Origin of the sequence: Cellulomonas uda, assembly GCF_006538705.1 — a bacterium.
In the GTDB taxonomy this organism is placed as follows: Bacteria; Actinomycetota; Actinomycetes; order Actinomycetales; family Cellulomonadaceae; genus Cellulomonas; species Cellulomonas uda.
In genome coordinates, this window is sequence record NZ_BJLP01000051.1 from 1 (window position 1) to 16358 (window position 16358).

The 16358-nt window shown below is 74.2% G+C and carries 17 protein-coding genes; 3 read left to right on the top strand and 14 right to left on the bottom strand.

Annotated elements, in window-relative coordinates; translation table 11 throughout:
• Window positions 1-40: 40 nt before the first annotated feature.
• From pstB to CUD01_RS13405, 7 genes are all read right to left on the bottom strand, one after another.
• Complete coding sequence (gene pstB, locus CUD01_RS13375; RefSeq protein WP_094181797.1) at window positions 41-820, bottom strand: phosphate ABC transporter ATP-binding protein PstB; 780 nt, start codon at window positions 818-820, stop codon at window positions 41-43.
• Between the two features lie 10 nt (window positions 821-830).
• On the bottom strand, window positions 831-1802 hold the full coding sequence (pstA, locus tag CUD01_RS13380; RefSeq protein WP_141321759.1) for a phosphate ABC transporter permease PstA: 972 nt from the start codon (window positions 1800-1802) through the stop codon (window positions 831-833).
• A complete protein-coding gene (gene pstC, locus CUD01_RS13385) occupies window positions 1802-2830 on the bottom strand; it encodes a phosphate ABC transporter permease subunit PstC (RefSeq protein WP_094181795.1) in 1029 nt (342 codons plus the stop codon). Before pstC ends, pstA begins: the two co-directional genes overlap by 1 nt.
• Before the next feature lie 116 nt (window positions 2831-2946).
• A complete protein-coding gene (gene pstS / locus CUD01_RS13390; protein WP_141321761.1) occupies window positions 2947-4071 on the bottom strand; it encodes a phosphate ABC transporter substrate-binding protein PstS in 1125 nt (374 codons plus the stop codon).
• A 125-nt stretch (window positions 4072-4196) separates the two neighbouring features.
• On the bottom strand, window positions 4197-4916 hold the full coding sequence (locus CUD01_RS13395) for a response regulator (RefSeq protein WP_141321763.1): 720 nt from the start codon (window positions 4914-4916) through the stop codon (window positions 4197-4199).
• Window positions 4913-6145 (bottom strand): sensor histidine kinase, encoded by a 1233-nt coding sequence (locus tag CUD01_RS13400; protein WP_141321765.1) that lies wholly within the window; start codon window positions 6143-6145, stop codon window positions 4913-4915. Before CUD01_RS13400 ends, CUD01_RS13395 begins: the two co-directional genes overlap by 4 nt.
• A gap of 103 nt (window positions 6146-6248) precedes the next feature.
• The gene (locus CUD01_RS13405) at window positions 6249-6674 is read right to left on the bottom strand and encodes a DUF6325 family protein (RefSeq protein ID WP_141321767.1); all 426 of its coding nucleotides are present in this window, start codon (window positions 6672-6674) and stop codon (window positions 6249-6251) included.
• Window positions 6675-6885: 211 nt separating this feature from the next.
• Between CUD01_RS13405 and phoU the strand changes: the two genes are divergently transcribed.
• Window positions 6886-7557: a phosphate signaling complex protein PhoU gene (gene phoU, locus CUD01_RS13410; RefSeq protein WP_141321769.1), complete on the top strand. Its 672-nt coding sequence runs from the start codon at window positions 6886-6888 to the stop codon at window positions 7555-7557.
• Between the two features lie 42 nt (window positions 7558-7599).
• Here the strand turns inward: phoU and CUD01_RS13415 are convergent, their stop codons facing one another.
• From CUD01_RS13415 to CUD01_RS13435, 5 genes are all read right to left on the bottom strand, one after another.
• The gene (locus CUD01_RS13415) at window positions 7600-7953 is read right to left on the bottom strand and encodes a hypothetical protein (RefSeq protein WP_141321771.1); all 354 of its coding nucleotides are present in this window, start codon (window positions 7951-7953) and stop codon (window positions 7600-7602) included.
• A gap of 201 nt (window positions 7954-8154) precedes the next feature.
• A complete protein-coding gene (locus tag CUD01_RS13420; RefSeq protein WP_141321773.1) occupies window positions 8155-8892 on the bottom strand; it encodes a phosphoglyceromutase in 738 nt (245 codons plus the stop codon).
• Window positions 8893-8981: 89 nt separating this feature from the next.
• Window positions 8982-10313 (bottom strand): glycosyltransferase, encoded by a 1332-nt coding sequence (locus CUD01_RS13425; protein ID WP_141321797.1) that lies wholly within the window; start codon window positions 10311-10313, stop codon window positions 8982-8984.
• Window positions 10314-10495: 182 nt separating this feature from the next.
• Window positions 10496-11671, bottom strand: a complete 1176-nt coding sequence (locus CUD01_RS13430; RefSeq protein WP_141321775.1) for a lactonase family protein — start codon at window positions 11669-11671, stop codon at window positions 10496-10498.
• Window positions 11672-11708: 37 nt separating this feature from the next.
• Window positions 11709-12953, bottom strand: a complete 1245-nt coding sequence (locus CUD01_RS13435) for an ROK family transcriptional regulator (RefSeq protein WP_141321777.1) — start codon at window positions 12951-12953, stop codon at window positions 11709-11711.
• A gap of 81 nt (window positions 12954-13034) precedes the next feature.
• Between CUD01_RS13435 and xylA the strand changes: the two genes are divergently transcribed.
• Complete coding sequence (gene xylA / locus CUD01_RS13440) at window positions 13035-14225, top strand: xylose isomerase (RefSeq protein ID WP_094181786.1); 1191 nt, start codon at window positions 13035-13037, stop codon at window positions 14223-14225.
• A gap of 29 nt (window positions 14226-14254) precedes the next feature.
• Window positions 14255-15685 (top strand): xylulokinase, encoded by a 1431-nt coding sequence (gene xylB, locus CUD01_RS13445; RefSeq protein ID WP_141321779.1) that lies wholly within the window; start codon window positions 14255-14257, stop codon window positions 15683-15685.
• Between the two features lie 68 nt (window positions 15686-15753).
• Here the strand turns inward: xylB and CUD01_RS13450 are convergent, their stop codons facing one another.
• Window positions 15754-16086, bottom strand: coding sequence for a histone-like nucleoid-structuring protein Lsr2 (locus CUD01_RS13450; protein ID WP_141321781.1), 333 nt, complete (start codon window positions 16084-16086; stop codon window positions 15754-15756).
• 76 nt (window positions 16087-16162) lie between these two features.
• On the bottom strand, window positions 16163-16357 hold the full coding sequence (locus CUD01_RS13455; protein ID WP_141321799.1) for a hypothetical protein: 195 nt from the start codon (window positions 16355-16357) through the stop codon (window positions 16163-16165).
• Window position 16358 lies beyond the last annotated feature (1 nt).

The window sequence follows — 16358 nt, forward strand, 5'->3', positions numbered from 1 at the left end:
ACTCGTCCGGCCGACGAGCACGTCGGCCGGACGAGTCCCGTCAGCCGAACCGGCCCGAGATGTAGTCCTCGGTGGCCTGCTCGCGCGGTGCCGAGAAGATCACCGACGTGTCGTCGATCTCGACGAGCTGCCCCGGCTGCCCCTGCCCCGCGAGGTTGAAGAACGCGGTGCGGTCGGACACCCGCGCGGCCTGCTGCATGTTGTGCGTGACGATCACGATCGTGTAGTCCGTCTTGAGCTCCGCGATCAGGTCCTCGATCGCGAGCGTCGAGATGGGGTCGAGCGCCGAGCACGGCTCGTCCATGAGCAGCACCTGCGGCTTGACCGCGATCGCCCGGGCGATGCACAGGCGCTGCTGCTGCCCGCCCGACAGGCCCGAGCCGGGCCGGTCGAGCCGGTCCTTGACCTCGTTCCACAGGTTCGCGCCGCGCAGCGACTCCTCGACGAGGTCCTGCGCGTCGCCCTTGGACATGCGGCGGTTGTTGAGGCGGACGCCCGCGAGCACGTTCTCGGCGATGGACATCGTCGGGAACGGGTTGGGGCGCTGGAACACCATGCCGACCTGGCGGCGCACCGCGACGGGGTCGACGTCGGGCGCGTACAGGTCCACGCCGTCGATCTCCACGCGGCCCTCGACGCGCGCGCCGGGGATCACCTCGTGCATGCGGTTCAGGGTGCGCAGGAAGGTCGACTTGCCGCAGCCCGACGGGCCGATGAACGCGGTGACCGAGCGCGGTTCGACGCTCATCTCCACGTCGCCGACGGCGCGGAAGTCGCCGTAGTAGATGTTCAGGTCCTTGACGTCGATGCGCTGTGCCATGGGGGGGTCCTCAGACGGTGGTCTTGGGTGCGAAGAGGCGGGTGACGAGCCGCGCGACGAGGTTGAGCAGCATGACGACGAGGATCAGCGTCAGTGCCGCGGCCCACGCGCGGTCGTAGGTGACGGTCGCGATGCAGGCGGTGTCCTGCGCCGAGCACGGGATGAGGCCCTGCTGGAACTGCCGGTACACGTACACCGGCAGCGTCATCATGCGGCCCTCGAACAGGTTGAAGTTGATCGAGTCGGCGACGCCGACCGTGATCAGCAGCGGCGCGGTCTCGCCGATGATGCGTGCGATCGCGATCATCACGCCCGTGACGATCCCTGCGACGGCGGTGCGCAGCACGACCTTGACCACGACGAGCCAGCGCGGCACGCCGAGGGCGAGCGCGGCCTCGCGCAGCTCGTTCGGCACGAGCCGCAGCATCTCCTCGCTCGAGCGCACGACCACGGGGATCATGAGCACCGACAGCGCGACCGACCCGACGACACCCATCCGGACGCCCGGGCCGAGGATCACGGCGAACAGCGCGTACGCGAACAGGCCGGCGACGATCGACGGGATGCCCGTCATGACGTCGACGAAGAACGTCACCGCGCGTGCGAGCGTCCCGCGGCCGTACTCGACGAGGTAGATCGCGGTGAGCAGGCCGATCGGCACCGAGATCAGCGCCGCGAGCGCGGTGATCTCGACCGTGCCGATGATCGCGTGGTAGATCCCGCCCGCGTCGACGCCGCCGAACACGCCGCGCATCGAGTGCGTCAGGAAGTACGCGTCGAACCGCTCGACGCCGTGCGAGACGACCGTCCACGCGACCGAGACGAGCGGGATCATCGCGAGCGCGAACGCAGCGGTGATGACGACGCGCATGAGCAGGTCGGTCCGGCGGCGGCGCGGGTCGACCTGCCGCAGCAGCGTCGCGAGCTCGGAGCCGGCGCCCGGACCGGCGGGGCCCGGGGTGCGGGTGTCGGTGGTGGCCATCAGTTGGCTCCCGAGAAGTCCTTGCGCCGCGCGACGATCGCGCGGGCCGACATGTTGACGACGAGCGTGATGACGAACAGCGCGAGACCCGTGGCGATCAGCACCGACATCCCGAGGTCGCTCGCCTCGGGGAACTGCGCGGCGATGTTCGCCGCGATCGTCTGCTGCTGCCCCGCGGCGAGCAGCAGGAAGCTGTACAGGAAGCCCTGCGAGATGATCATCAGCACGGCCATGGTCTCGCCGAGCGCGCGGCCGAGGCCCAGCATCGCGGCGGACACGACGCCCGAGCGCCCGAACGGCAGCACGGTCATGCGGATCATCTCCCAGCGCGTCGCGCCGAGCGCGAGCGCGGCCTCCTCGTGCAGCCGCGGCGTCTGCAGGAACACCTCGCGGCTCACGGCCGTGATGATCGGCAGGATCATCACCGCGAGCACCACCGCGACGGTGGCGATGACGCGCCCCGTGGGCGAGACGGTCCCGCCGAACAGCGGCACCCAGCCCAGGTTCTCGCCGAGCCACGCCCACAGCGGCTGCACCGCGGGCGCGAGGACGATCGCACCCCACAGCCCGAACACCACGGACGGCACCGCGGCCAGCAGGTCCACGACGTAGCCGAGGCCCGCGGCCAGGCGGCGCGGCGCGTAGTGCGAGATGAACAGCGCGATCGCGATCGAGACGGGGACGGCGAGCAGCAGCGCGAGCAGCGCCGCGAGCACCGTGCCGAACACGAGCGGCCCGACGTAGTCGAGCAGCGACGACGAGCCGCGCATGAAGCTCACGCCGTCGACGAGCTCGTCGGACGACGCGGTCATCGCGGGCATCGCCTTGAGCACGAGGAACACCGCGACGGCGGCGAGGACGATCAGGATCAGCGCGCCCGCGCCGGTCGCGGTCCACCGGAACACGCGGCTCGCGCCGCGCTCGACGACGCGCTGCGCGCGCGGGCGGCGGCGCGGCGTGCGGCGCTCGGCGTCCGGGAGGCCGCCCGGCTCGGTCCCCGGCGGTGCGGGGCTGGTGGTGGCAGTCACGTGAGACTCCTGGTCACGGGGAGGACTGGTGGGGGGACCGGGGGGCTCACCCCCGCACGGTCGTCGGTGGCCGGCCCGCGTCCCCCCCGGGACAGGCCGGCCACCGACTCCTTGCGTCAGCCGACGCTGATCGCGTCGACCGCGGCCTTCGCGTCGGCCGCGAGCTCGGCGGGCAGCGGGGCCGAGCCGGCGGCGGTCTGCGCGGCGGCCTGGCCCTCCTCGCTCACCACGTAGCCGAGCAGACCCTTGACCAGGTCAGCGGTCTCCTGGTCGTCGTAGGTGAGGCACGCGACCGCGTACGACACGAGGATCACCGGGTAGGCGCCGGCCGCGGTCGTCGTGCGGTCGACCTTCACGGCGATGTCGTGCTCGCCGCGCTCCTCGTCCCGCGGGGAGGCCGCGAGCGCCGCGGCGGCCGACTCGGCCGACGGGGCGACGAACGCGTCGCCGACCTTGACGCTGACCTTGCCGAGCTCGGCCGGGACCGCGGACTCGTCGGCGTAGCCGATCGTGCCCTGCGCGGCCTGGACCGCCTGGACCAGGCCCGAGGTGCCCGTGCCGGACTCGCCGCCCTGGATGGGCCAGTCGTCGGCGCCCTCGTCGGTCCACACGTCACCGGCCGCCTTGTTGAGGTAGTCGGTGAAGTTCTTCGTGGTGCCCGAGCCGTCCGCGCGGTGCACGGGCGTGATCGTCAGCGCCGGGAGCTCGACGTCGGGGTTGTCGGCCTTGATCGCCGCGTCGTCCCACGACGTGATGTCGCCGCGGAAGATCTTCGCGACGGTCGCGGGCGCGAGCTTGAGCTCGGTGACGCCCTCGAGGTTGAACGTGATCGCGATGGGCGAGATGTACACGGGGATGTCGATGGCCTCGCAGCGCGCGGCCGCGGCCTCGATCTCCTCGGGCTTGAGCGCCGAGTCCGAGCCGGCCCAGTCCACGCCGCCGTCGATGAACTGCTGACGACCGCCGGACGAGCCGACCGGGTCGTAGTTGACGGTCACGTCCGGGTTGCTCGTCTGGAAGCCGGCGCGCCAGGCGTCCATGGCCTTCTCCTGCGACGACGCACCCGCGCCGTCGAGCTCACCGGACAGGGTGCTCGTCTCGCCGGACGTCGTCTCGCCGGCACCCGGCGCGCCCGAGGCGGCGGTGTCGAGCGGGTCGTCCGATCCGCAGGCCGCGAGCGACAGGGCGAGTGCGCCGACGAGGGCGACCGCGCCCACGCGGCCGTGGAGGGAGAGCTTCACAGTGGGTCCGTCCTTCGATCAGGTGCGCACCGGGGTGTGCGCGCACCGGAAGGTTGCCGCCTGGACGTGACCGCTCCCCGGGCACCGGGTGAACCCCGGGTGAACGCTGGCCGACGATCCCCTGCTCAGGGCTGCGCGGGCAGGTCCTCGAGCTTGTAGCCCAGGCCTCGGACCGTCACGAGCAGGCGCGGCTCGGCCGGGTCCGGCTCGATCTTCGCGCGCACGCGCTTGACGTGGACGTCGAGGGTCTTGGTGTCGCCCACGTAGTCCGAGCCCCAGATGCGGTCGATGAGCTGGCCGCGCGTGAGCACGCGGCCCGCGTTGCGCAGCAGCAGCTCGAGCAGCTCGAACTCCTTGAGCGGGAACGCGACGAGCTCGTCGTGCACGTGGACGGTGTGCCGGTCCACGTCGAGCCGCACGGGACCCGAGACCAGCACGTCGTCGTCCTCGTCGTCCGGCGCGGGCGCGGCGGACGCGGCCGACGACGAGCGGCGGCGCAGCACGGCGCGGATGCGCGCGACGAGCTCGCGCGACGAGTACGGCTTGGTCACGTAGTCGTCGGCGCCGAGCTCGAGGCCGACGACCTTGTCGATCTCGTCGTCCTTGGCGGTCAGCATGATGACGGGCACGTCGCTCGTCGTGCGCAGCGTCCGGCACACCTCCGTGCCGGGCAGGCCCGGGAGCATCAGGTCGAGCAGCACGAGGTCCGCACCGTGCGCGTCGAACTGCGCGAGCGCCTCGGGACCGGTCGCGGCCTCGACCACCTCGAAGCCCTCGCGCCGCAGCGCGTACGTCAGGGGGTCGCGGTAGGACTCCTCGTCCTCGACCACGAGGATGCGGGTCATGAGGCGCTCCGGTGCGGCACGTGCTCTCCCTCGTCGGGGCTCGTCTGGTCGTGCAGGTGCTGGTCCTGCGGGTGCTGGTCGTGCGGGTGCTGGTCGTGCCGCTCGTCGGGGACGCGGGGCAGCCGGATCGTGAACGTCGAACCGCGGCCCGGCTGCGACCACACGGTGACGTCGCCGCCGTGGTCCGCCGCGACGTGCTTGACGATCGACAGCCCGAGACCCGTGCCGCCGGTCTCGCGCGAGCGCGCCGCGTCCACGCGGTAGAACCGTTCGAACACGCGCTCCTGGTCCGCGGCGGGGATCCCGATGCCCTGGTCGACCACCGCGATCTCGACGAGGTCGCCGACCTCGCGCACCCCGATCCCCACGTGCGACGCCGCACCCGAGTACGCCACGGCGTTGTCGACGAGGTTGCGCACCGCGGTCACCAGCAGGTCGTGGTTGCCGAACAGGTGCACGCCCGTGTCGCCGCCCACCTCGAGCCGCACGCTCTTCGCGGTCGCCGCGGTCCGCGCCCGGTCCACGGCCTCCGCGACCACCGCGTCGAGGTCCACCGTCGACAGGGGCCCGAGCGCGCCCGCGACCTGCAGGCGGGACAGCTCGATGATCTCGTGCACGAGCGACGACAGCCGCTGCGCCTCCGACTGCATGCGCCCCGCGAACCGGCGCACCGCCTCCGGGTCGTCCGCCGCGTCCTGCACGGTCTCCGCGAGCAACGACAGCGCGCCCACGGGCGTCTTGAGCTCGTGCGACACGTTCACGACGAAGTCGCGACGCACCGCCTCGAGGCGTCGCGCCTGCGTGAGGTCCTCCGCGAGGACGACCAGGTGCCGGTCGCTGACCTGCGCGACGCGCACCTGCACGAGCGACGTGCCGCGCCCCACGGGGCGGTCGACCTCGAGCTCCTCGTCGCGGATCACGCCGTCACGGCGGACCTGCGCGACCAGGTCCCGGATCGCCGGCGGCGCGATGCGGCCGCTGCGCACCAACCCGAGCGCGTACGCGGGCGCGCTCGCCCGCACCACCTCGTCGGACGCGTCGAGCACGACCGCCGCCGAGCGCAGCACGGCGAGCGTGCGCACCAGCCCGTCGTCGACCTCCGGCTCGGGCTGCGCCGGTGCCGTGCGCTGCGCGCGCTCGCTCCACCGGAACGCAAGCACCGAGCCGAGGCCGACGAGTACGCCGAGCAGCCCGATCACGAGCGGCGTGAGCCCCGTCCCGTCGTTCACACCTCCACCCTAGGCGTGACCAGCGGGGCGCAACGGCCGCGCGACGCCCCCGCTGCCAGACGCTCGTCCAGCGTTCACCGTGCGTTCACCGCGCCCGCCGCCGTCAGCGCGCGGGCGGCCCCTCGATGACCGCCGCGACCACGTCGTGCGGGATCCGCTCGGTCGACCGGAGCATCCCGCCGGCGTCGCGGACCGAGGCGACCAGCCCCTTGGACCACAGGTGCTCGACCACGATGAGGAGCGCCGAGGTCCCGGGCCGCAGGCCCTCGCCGACCTCGTCGATGTCCTCCTGCCCGACCAGCCCCGCACCGACGAGGTCCAGCCCGTGCACACCGAGCTGCTCCCCGACCTCGAGGGCCTCGGTCACCTCGAGGTCCCCCTCGGCGGTGCGCTGCACGCGCACGAGGTCGATCAACCGCACCTGGGGCTGGCGCGCCAGGCGCGTGATCTCCTCCCGCACCGGCGACGGGATCGCGTCCTGCGGGAACTCGAGCACGACGAGCTCCACCGTGCCGTACGACGTCGCCATCGGCACCTCCGGAGATCAGCCCCCTGCTCCCTGCACGCCCATCGTGTCCCAGACGGGCCGTCCGCGCGCGTCGTGCCGGTCATGGCGGCGGTCCGGGCCGCCGATCCGCCGCCGCGCGTTCACCGCAGCGGCCCCGGGCGTTCACCTCGGTCTGTCACGGTGGGCGCCGACCGGACGGGCCTCGTCGTGCCCGCCGACGGGAAGGACTGACATGCGGGACATCTTCGACGCCGAGCTCACCCAGCTCGGTGAGGACCTCGTGGCCATGAGCCGCCGGGTCGAGCGCGCCGTCACCGACGCCGGTGTGGCGCTGCTGACCGCCGACCTCGCGCTCGCCGAGTCCGTCATCGCCGACGACCTCGGGATCGACGCGATGGAGCGCGACCTCGACGAGCGTTGCGTGCTCCTGCTCGCGCAGCAGCAGCCCGTCGCGACCGACCTGCGCATCGTCGTCTCCGCGCTGCGGATGAGCTCGTCGCTCGAGCGGATGGGCGACCTCGCGCGGCACGTCGCGCAGGTCGCGCGCGGCCGCTACCCCGGCCACGCGGTGCCCGAGCCGCTCGCACCGACGTTCGCGCAGATGCACGACGCCGCGGTGCGCGTCGCGCGGCGCACGACGACGCTGCTCGAGAACCGCGACGTCGCGCTGGCCGGCAGCATCGAGGCCGACGACGACCTGCTCGACGGCCTGCACGAGGACACGTTCACCGCGCTGCTCGGCGGCGCGTGGACCGGTACGCCGCAGGAGACCGTCGACGTGACGCTCCTGGGCCGGTACTACGAGCGCTTCGGCGACCACGCGGTCTCGGTCGCGCGCCGCATCACCTACCTGGTCACGGGCACGACCCAGCCCACGTCCGACGGCCTGCCGACCCCCGCCTGACCCCGCACCCGACCGCCGCCCCACCGCCGCGGTGCGAGCGGCTCAGCCGCGCAGGGCGGCGGTCCAGGCGACCGCGGCGACGCTCGCCGCGGCGAGCGCCACGAGGATCGCGACGCGGGCCGCCGCCGGCAGGCGCCGTGCCGCGAGCGTGGCGACGCCCGCGCCCAGCACCGCGCCGAACGGGACCGCGATCGCGACGATCGTGTCGAGCCCCCGCTCGGGCTCGCAGCCCTCGAGCGGCGGGAAGATCGCGGGGCACGACGGACCGTTGCCGGCCGCGGTGAGGAACGCGACGTACGCCACGACGGCGAGGCACACGCCCGCCGCGAGGCACGCGCCCCGCACCCAGCCGCCCTCCGTGCGCACCGTCTCCCGCCGCTCGATCGTGGTGCTCATGCGTCGACCTCTCCTCGGGTGCGTCCTACCCGCCTCGTGTCGCGAGGCGTCCGCTTCTTGCCGACTCGCCCGGTCCGTCGCTGCACCCGCGGGTGGGGGCGGCGCGGATGCGACGGGGCCATGGGTGCCGGGCCGCCTCCGCACCCGGGGACGACGAAGGGCCGCCTCCCGGTGAGGAGGCGGCCCTTCGCGGTGGGTCGGTCAGCGGCCCTGGTTGGCGACTGCGGCGATGGCGGCCGCGGCGGCGTTCGGGTCGAGGTACGTGCCGCCCTTGACGACCGGCTTGAAGTCGTCGTCGAGCTCGTACACCAGCGGGATGCCCGTGGGGATGTTGAGCCCGGAGATCGTGTCGTCGTCGATGTCGTCGAGGAACTTCACGAGCGCGCGGATCGAGTTACCGTGCGCGGCGACCAGGACGGTCTTGCCGGCCTGCAGGTCCGGCACGATGCCCGACTCCCAGTACGGCATCTCGCGCTCGAGGACGTCCTTGAGGCACTCGGTCAGCACGACCGGCTCACCGGCGTAGCGCGGGTCCGTGTCCTGCGAGAACTCCGAGCCGGGCTCGATCGCGGGCGGCGGGACGTCGTACGAGCGGCGCCAGAGCATGAACTGCTCCTCGCCGAACTCCTCGAGCGTCTGCTTCTTGTCCTTGCCCTGCAGCGCGCCGTAGTGGCGCTCGTTGAGGCGCCACGAGCGCTTCACCGGGATCCAGTGCCGGTCCGCGGCGTCGAGCGCGAGGTTCGCGGTGGTGATGGCCCGGCGCAGGAGCGAGGTGTGCACGACGTCCGGGAGGATGCCGGCGTCCTTGAGGAGCGCACCGCCGCGCTTCGCCTCCTCGACGCCCTTCTCCGAGAGGGCCACGTCGACCCAGCCGGTGAAGAGGTTCTTCGCGTTCCACTCGCTCTCGCCGTGGCGGAGCAGCACCAGGGTGTACGTCATGTGCCCATCCTGCCTCAGCCCGCCGCGGGGGTCGCAGGGACGTCCGTCCCCCGGGCACGCGCGCGGGCGCGGGTACGACGAGCGCGCGGTCAGCCCTGGGCGCGCGCGCCGCGGGCCTCGCGGGCGACCGCGTAGACCTTGAGCAGCTGGTCCGCGGCGCTCTCCCAGCCGAACCGCTCGGCGGACCGCCGGGCGGCGGTGCCGAACTCCGCGAGCCGGTCCCGGTCGGCGAGCGTGTCGGCGAGCACCCCGGCCCAGCGCCGCGGGTCGTGCCCGCGCACGAGCATCCCGGAGACGCCGTCGTCGACGATGCTGCGCAGCCCACCGACGGCCGCGGCGACGACCGGCACGCCCGCGGCCTGCGCCTCGGCCGCGACGAGGCCGAACGACTCGGAGCGCGACGGCATCGCGACCAGGTCGGCCGCGTGGTACCAACTCGCGAGCTCGTCCCGGGCGGCGGGCGGACGCACGACGAGCGAGTCGCCGACGCCCGTGATCTCCGCGAGCGCCTCGAGCTCGCGGACCGCGGTGCTCCGGCCCGACGGACCGCCGAGCACGACGAGCAGCGGCACCCGGCGGCCGGTCTCGCGCAGCACCCCGAGCGCGCGGACCAGCACGTCGGGGGCCTTGAGCGGCTGCACGCGCCCGGCGAACAGCACGACGTCGCGGTCCGCGGGCAGTCCGAGCGCGGCCCGGGCGGCGGCACGCTCGGCGGGCGGGACGGGGGCGAAGCGCTCGAGGTCCACCCCGGGCTCGACGACGTGCACGCGCGCGGGGTCGGCGCCGTACAGCTCGACGAGCTCGGCGGCCTCGGCGGGCGTGGACGCGACGAGCGCGTCGGCGTCGGCGACCACCTGCTCCTCGCCGAGCACGCGCGCGGGTGGCTCAGGCTTGTCCCCGGGCGCGAGCGACGCGTTCTTGACCTTGGCCAGGGTGTGCGCGGTGTGCACGAGCGGCACCTCCCAGCGGTCGGCGGCGATCGCGCCGACCTGCCCCGAGAGCCAGTAGTGCGAGTGCACGACGTCGTACCAGCCGGGCCGCCGCGCGGCCTCCCACCGCAGGACGCCCGCGGCCATGCCGCACAGCACGCCCGGCAGGTCGTTCTTGTCGAGCCGCTCGAACGGGCCCGCGGGCACGTGGTGCACGACCACGGGCGGGACGACCCCGGCGGGCACGTCGCACGCGGTGAGCACGTCGCGCACGCGCTCGGGCGAGTCCTCGATCGTCAGGGGCGTGCCGTCGGCCTCGACGCCGGGCAGGACGACGTTCTCGGGCAGGTCCGACGAGGTGGCGCGCGTGAAGATCTCGACGCGCGCGCCGCGGGCCGCGAGCGCGCGCGACAGCTCGAGCACGTAGACGTTCATGCCGCCCGCGTCGCCCGTGCCGGGCTGCTCCAGCGGCGAGGTGTGCACCGACAGCATCGCGATGCGCGGTGCGCGTTCCACGGATCCTCCTGCTGGTCGTCCGCTCCGGCGTGAGATGCCGGGCGGGGTGCTGGGCGGGCTGCTGGGCGGGGTTGCTGGGCCAGGGTGCGGGGACATTGTCGCCTCGGCGGCGGCCGCCCGCGCCGCGCCGCGCGTCGCGTCCGCCTGCTGGGACGCGCTCAGGGGTGCGGCAGCACGCACGTGGGCGACGGCAGCGGCACGCGCGAGCGCACCGGGTCGGCGCCGGGGGCACCCGCGGGGTCCGCCTGGGCGGTCAGCAGCACGCGGTCGACCACGACGAGCTCGCCCGCCCGCTCGAGGGCGACCACCACCCACCGCCCGACGACCGCGAAGTGCCGCGGCCAGGAGCCGCCGAGGTCCGCGGACCTCCCGGCGCCGAGCAGACCGTCGTCGCCGACGGCGTACGCGGTCAGCACGTCGGTGCCGCGCACCGCGACGAGCACCGTCCCGGAGTCGACGACGAGGTGCGACGGCTGACCGGGCGCCGGGCCGACGGCGCCGCCGACGACCGCGGGGACCGACTGCACGAGCGTGCCGGTCGCGATGTCCCGGTCCCACGCGAGCACGTGCACCGCGCCGTCGAGCTCACCCGCGACGTAGGCGAACCTGCCGTCGGACGAGAAGCCCAGGTGCCGCGGCCCGGTGCCGGGCGGGAGGGTCGCGGCCACGCCGTCGGGCGTCGCTGTGCGGCCGTCCCACAGGTACCGGCGCACCTCGTCGGTGCCGAGGTCGACGACGAGCACGTGCCGGCCGCCGGGCGCGAGCGCGACGAAGTGCGCGTGCGGTCCCTCCTGCCGGTCCTCGCACGGCCCGTGGCCCGCGTGGCCGAGCACCGCGGGCTGGTCGCCGCGCAGCGCGCCGGTCTCGTCGAGCGCGAGGACGCCGAGCGTGCCCGAGCCGTAGTTGGCGACGAGCAGCGCGTGCTCGGTCGCGAGCAGGTGGCAGGGGTACGCACCGCCCGAGGGGACGAACGCGTCGGGTGCGAGCGTGCCGTCGTGCGGCAGCAGGCCCGCGACCCGGCCCGCCTCGTCCTCGAGCACCGCGTACACGCGGGTGCGCACGTCGTCGGGCACGGAGGTCCCGTCGGGGACGGAGGTCCCGTCGGGCGCGAGGACGTCGTCGGGGGCCGGGGTCCCGTCGGGGGCCGGGACCTCGTCGGGCGCCGTGGGCGCGCGCAGCGCGAGGAACGACGGCGCGGGCAGCTCGGTGCGCAGGCGCGCGCCGGTCAGGGCGCCCGTCTCGTCGTCGAGGAGGACGGACCAGACGCCCTCACCCTGTCCCACCGGCGTGCCGGCCCCGGCGACGGGGTAGGTCCCGATCCACAGCTCAGTCACCGGGCGAGTCTAGGCAGCGAGCGCCCGGAGCCGCCGGTCAGGGCGTGAGCCAGGCCGTGGGGTCGGCGACCACGCGGTCGCGCACGGCGTGCGTGGCGCCCGCGACGGCGGCGTGGCTCCCGGCGCGCGCGACGTCGACACTGGGCTCCGCCCAGGGCGCGGCGAGCACGTGCGCGCGCAGCGCGGCCAGCACCGGCTCGCGCACGTGGTCCGCGAGCCGCGCGTACGTCCCACCGAGCACGACGTGGGGCACGTCGACGGTGTTGAGCACGTTGGCGAGCGCGACGCCGAGCGCCTCCCCGGCGCTGGCGACCGCCGCGAGCGCGGCCGGGTCGCCCGCGGCGAGGGCCGCGACGAGCGGCTCGACGCCCTCGTCGCGCGGCAGGCCAGCGGCGCGCAGCATCGCGTCCTGGCCCGCGACCTGCTCGAGCTGACGGGAGCCCGCGACGAGCGTGTGCCCGAGCTCGCCGGCCCAGCCGTGCCGGCCGCCGAACACGCGACCGTCGAGCACGATCGCGGCACCGATGCCGACCTCGCCGGAGACCAGGACGAAGCTCGCGAGGCCCTCGGGCCGCCGCACGCGGGACTCGGCCAGCGCGGCGAGGTCGGCCTCGTTGGCGAGGGTCGGGCGGTGCTCGGCGAACGTGCGGGACGACTCGGCGAGGACACGCACGACGTCGACCTCGCGCCAGCCGAGGTTGGGGGCGAGCAGCAGCGTGCCCGTGCTGCGGCCGACGAGGCCGGGCAGCGCGACCGCGGTCCCGACCACGCGCGGGGGCGGCGCGCAGGGCGGGGGCGGCGCGGAGGGCTGGTGCGGGGGCTCGTCGTCGGGCGCCTGCGGCCGCGCGCGCGCCTCGTCGAGCACCTCGTCGGCGACCGCGCCCAGGACGCGCAGGACCACGTCGGGGTCGGAGCCGCGGTGGTCGGCGTGCCGGACCCGCTCGGCGAGGACGTCCCCGGCGAGGTCGACCGCGCGCACCGCGAGGTAGTCGACGTTCACCTCGGCGCCGATGGCGACGAGCGTGCCGCCCGCGGGGACGAGCGGGACGGCGGGACGCCCGGCACGCTGGGTGGGGACGGGGTCGAGCTCGGCGAGCAGGCCGCCCGCGACGAGCCGGTCGACGAGCGCGGAGACGGTCGCGCGCGTGAGCCCGGTGGCCGCGGCGACGTCGGCGCGGGACGGTGGGGTGGTGCCCGTCGCCGCCGCGCCGAGCACCTCGCGCAGCACGAGACCCAGGTTGAGCTCGCGCAGGGTGCCCTGCCGCGCCGCCGGACTCTTCACGGGCTTGACCCTAGCCGTTCTCGCGCATAAGTTCATCCATACAACAAATACCCACCCCGCTCGATGACGAGAGGTACCGAGATGGTGCGCAAGCCCACCCCCGCTGACAAGTTCTCCTTCGGTCTGTGGACCGTCGGCTGGAACGCCCAGGACCCGTTCGGCGCCGCCACGCGCCCGTGGCTCGACCCGGTCGAGTCCGTCCACAAGCTCGCCGAGCTCGGCGCGGCGCACGTGACGTTCCACGACGACGACGTGGTGCCGTTCGGCTCCTCGGACGCCGAGCGCGAGAAGATCCTCGACCGCTTCCGCGGCGCGCTCGCCGAGACCGGCATCACCGTCGAGATGGTCACGACGAACACGTTCACGCACCCCGTCTTCAAGGACGGCGCGTTCACCTCGAACGACCGCCGCGTGCGCCGCTACGCGCTGCGCAAGATCCTGCGCAACGTCGACCTGGCCGCGTCGCTCGACGCCGACACGTTCGTCATGTGGGGCGGCCGCGAGGGCGCCGAGTACGACTCCGCCAAGGACCTGTACGCCGCGCACCAGGCCTACGCCGACGGCATCGACACGGTCGCCGCGTACATCAAGGAGAAGGGCTACAAGCTGCGCATCGCGCTCGAGCCCAAGCCCAACGAGCCCCGCGGCGACATCCTCCTGCCGACCATCGGCCACGCGCTCGGCCTCATCGCCAAGCTCGAGAACGGCGACATCGTCGGCCTCAACCCGGAGACGGGCCACGAGCAGATGGCCGGCCTGAACTACACCACCGGCCTCGCGCAGGCGCTGTGGGCCGAGAAGCTGTTCCACATCGACCTCAACGGCCAGCGCGGCATCAAGTACGACCAGGACCTGGTCTTCGGCCACGGCGACCTGTTCTCCGCGTTCGCGACCGTCGACCTCATCGAGAACGGCTTCCCGGGCGGCGGCCCGAAGTACACCGGCCCGGTGCACTTCGACTACAAGCCCTCGCGCACCGAGGACTTCGACGGCGTGTGGGAGTCCGCGCGCGCCAACATGGCCACCTACCTCCTGCTCAAGGAGCGCGCCATCGCGTTCCGCGAGGACCCCGAGGTCAAGGAGGCCATCGAGGCCGCCGGCGTGCTCGAGCTCGCCAAGCCGACGCTGAACGAGGGTGAGACGCTCGCCGACTTCCTCGCGGACCGCTCCGCGTTCGAGGACTTCGACGTCGACGCCGTCGCCAAGCACGGTTTCGGCTTCGTCCGCCTCAACCAGCTCGCGCTCGAGCACGCGCTCGGCGCGCGCGGCTGACCCTCTCCACGGGACAGGACGGAACAGGCATGGCGCTCGTCGCCGGGGTCGACTCCTCGACCCAGTCCTGCAAGGTCGTGGTCCGGGACGCCGCGACCGGGGCGCTCGTGCGCTCCGGTCGCGCGTCCCACCCCGACGGCACCGAGGTCGCCCCCGCCGCGTGGTGGGACGCCCTGCAGATCGCGATCGCGGACGCGGGTGGTCTCGACGACGTCGACGCCATCAGCGTGGGCGGGCAGCAGCACGGCATGGTCACGCTCGACGAGACCGGCGAGGTGGTCCGGGACGCGCTGCTGTGGAACGACACGCGCTCCGCGCAGGCCGCGCTCGACCTGATCGCCGAGGGCGGCGGCCCGCAGGCGTGGGCGGACGCGACCGGCTCGGTGCTGGTCGCCTCGCTCACGGTCACCAAGCTGCGGTGGCTGCGTGACGCCGAGCCGCACAACGCGCAGCGGGTCGCGGCGGTCGCGCTTCCGCACGACTGGCTGACGTGGCGGCTCGCGGGCCACGGCCCGGGCTCGCCCGCGTTCGACGACCTCGTCACGGACCGCTCGGACGCGTCCGGCACGGGCTACTGGTCCCCCGCGACCGACGCCTACCGGCACGACCTGCTCGAGCTGGGCCTGGGTCACGACGCGGTGCTGCCGCGCGTGCTCGGCCCGCACGAGGCCGGTCCGCGCTCGGTCGTCGGCGCGCGTCGCCCCGTCCTCGGACCGGGTGCGGGCGACAACGCGGCCGCGGCGCTCGCGCTCGGGCTGCGCCCGGGTGACGTGGCCGTGTCGATCGGCACGTCGGGCGTCGTGTCCGCCGTGACCGGCTCGGCCGCCGCGGACGGCTCCGGCCTCGTCACCGGCTTCGCCGACGCGAGCGGGCACTTCCTGCCGCTCGCGTGCACCCTGAACGCGTCGCGGGTGCTCGACGCGACCGCCCGGATGCTCGGCGTCGACCACGCCGGCCTGTCCGAGCTCGCGCTGCAGGCCCCCGCGGGTGCGGACGGCCTCGTGCTCGTCCCCTACCTCGAGGGCGAGCGCACGCCGAACAAGCCCGACGCCACCGGTGCCCTGCACGGGCTGCGGCTCGCCAACACCACGCCCGCGCACCTCGCGCGTGCCGCGGTGGAGGGGATGCTGTGCGCGCTCGCGGACGGCCTCGACGCACTGCGGGCGACGGGCGTCGCGGTCGAGCGGCTGTTCCTCATCGGCGGCGGAGCGAAGTCCGAGGCCGTGCGGCGCATCGCGCCGAGCGTCTTCGGGCTCGACGTGCTGGTCCCCACCCCCGGCGAGTACGTCGCCGACGGTGCGGCCCGGCAGGCGGCGTGGGTGCTCTCGGGCGCCGACGAGCCGCCCGCGTGGAGCGCCGCCGGCACGGCCGAGGTGTACTCCGCAGCGTCCGCGCCGCAGGTGCGCGAGCAGTACGCGGCGGTGCGTGACCTCACCGCCACCCGACCCGTGGACGCCTGAGCGGCCACGAACGACGAAGGCCCGGTCCCGTGGCTGCGGGACCGGGCCTTCGTGCTGCGCGCTGCGGGTCAGTGCGCCTTGTCGTACGCCTCGCGCACGTCGGCGCTGATGCGACCGCGCTCCGAGACCTCGAGACCCTGGGCCTTGGCCCACTCGCGGATCGCCTGGGCGTCGTTCGAGCCGCGACGACGCGCCGCGGGCCGGGCCGCGCCGCTCGTCGAGCGCCCGCCGACCTTGCGCGCGTGGCCGACCCACGTCGCGAACGAGTCCCGGAGCTGGCTCGCACGCTCCGCGGTGAGGTCGATCTCGTAGGTCACGCCGTCGAGCGCGAACGTGACCGTCTCGTCGGCGGCCGCGCCGTCGACGTCGTCGATGAGCAGGACCTGAACCTTCTGAGCCATCCGGTGTTCTCCTGGAGGATGTGGCGCGAATATGCGGGGTGACGCACGTCAGCATCACACCGGATGCATTTGTCGGTCAAACGCTCGGGCGGTTCTCCTGAGAATTCTTCGTGATCGCCGCTTGCGCCGCGTCCTGCTCGGCGTCCATCCGCGCGAGCGCCTGGCGCTCGGTGCGGTCGGCGTTCACGATCGCGCGCATCGCGAACCAGAACAACAGACCGACACCCACCGACGGAATGACCGCCGTCAGCACGCCACCGATGCCGTCCATG

Excerpts from the sequence above, each read along its gene's own strand:
- pstB (WP_094181797.1), bottom strand. The coding sequence starts at position 820 with ATGGCACAGCGCATCGACGTCAAGGACCTGAACATCTACTACGGCGAC.
- pstA (WP_141321759.1), bottom strand. The coding sequence starts at position 1,802 with ATGGCCACCACCGACACCCGCACCCCGGGCCCCGCCGGTCCGGGCGCC.
- CUD01_RS13395 (WP_141321763.1), bottom strand. The coding sequence starts at position 4,916 with ATGACCCGCATCCTCGTGGTCGAGGACGAGGAGTCCTACCGCGACCCC.
- CUD01_RS13405 (WP_141321767.1), bottom strand. The coding sequence starts at position 6,674 with ATGGCGACGTCGTACGGCACGGTGGAGCTCGTCGTGCTCGAGTTCCCG.
- phoU (WP_141321769.1), top strand. The coding sequence starts at position 6,886 with ATGCGGGACATCTTCGACGCCGAGCTCACCCAGCTCGGTGAGGACCTC.
- CUD01_RS13415 (WP_141321771.1), bottom strand. The coding sequence starts at position 7,953 with ATGAGCACCACGATCGAGCGGCGGGAGACGGTGCGCACGGAGGGCGGC.
- CUD01_RS13420 (WP_141321773.1), bottom strand. The coding sequence starts at position 8,892 with ATGACGTACACCCTGGTGCTGCTCCGCCACGGCGAGAGCGAGTGGAAC.
- CUD01_RS13425 (WP_141321797.1), bottom strand. The coding sequence starts at position 10,313 with ATGCTGTCGGTGCACACCTCGCCGCTGGAGCAGCCCGGCACGGGCGAC.
- xylA (WP_094181786.1), top strand. The coding sequence starts at position 13,035 with ATGGTGCGCAAGCCCACCCCCGCTGACAAGTTCTCCTTCGGTCTGTGG.
- xylB (WP_141321779.1), top strand. The coding sequence starts at position 14,255 with ATGGCGCTCGTCGCCGGGGTCGACTCCTCGACCCAGTCCTGCAAGGTC.
- CUD01_RS13450 (WP_141321781.1), bottom strand. The coding sequence starts at position 16,086 with ATGGCTCAGAAGGTTCAGGTCCTGCTCATCGACGACGTCGACGGCGCG.
- CUD01_RS13455 (WP_141321799.1), bottom strand. The coding sequence starts at position 16,357 with ATGGACGGCATCGGTGGCGTGCTGACGGCGGTCATTCCGTCGGTGGGT.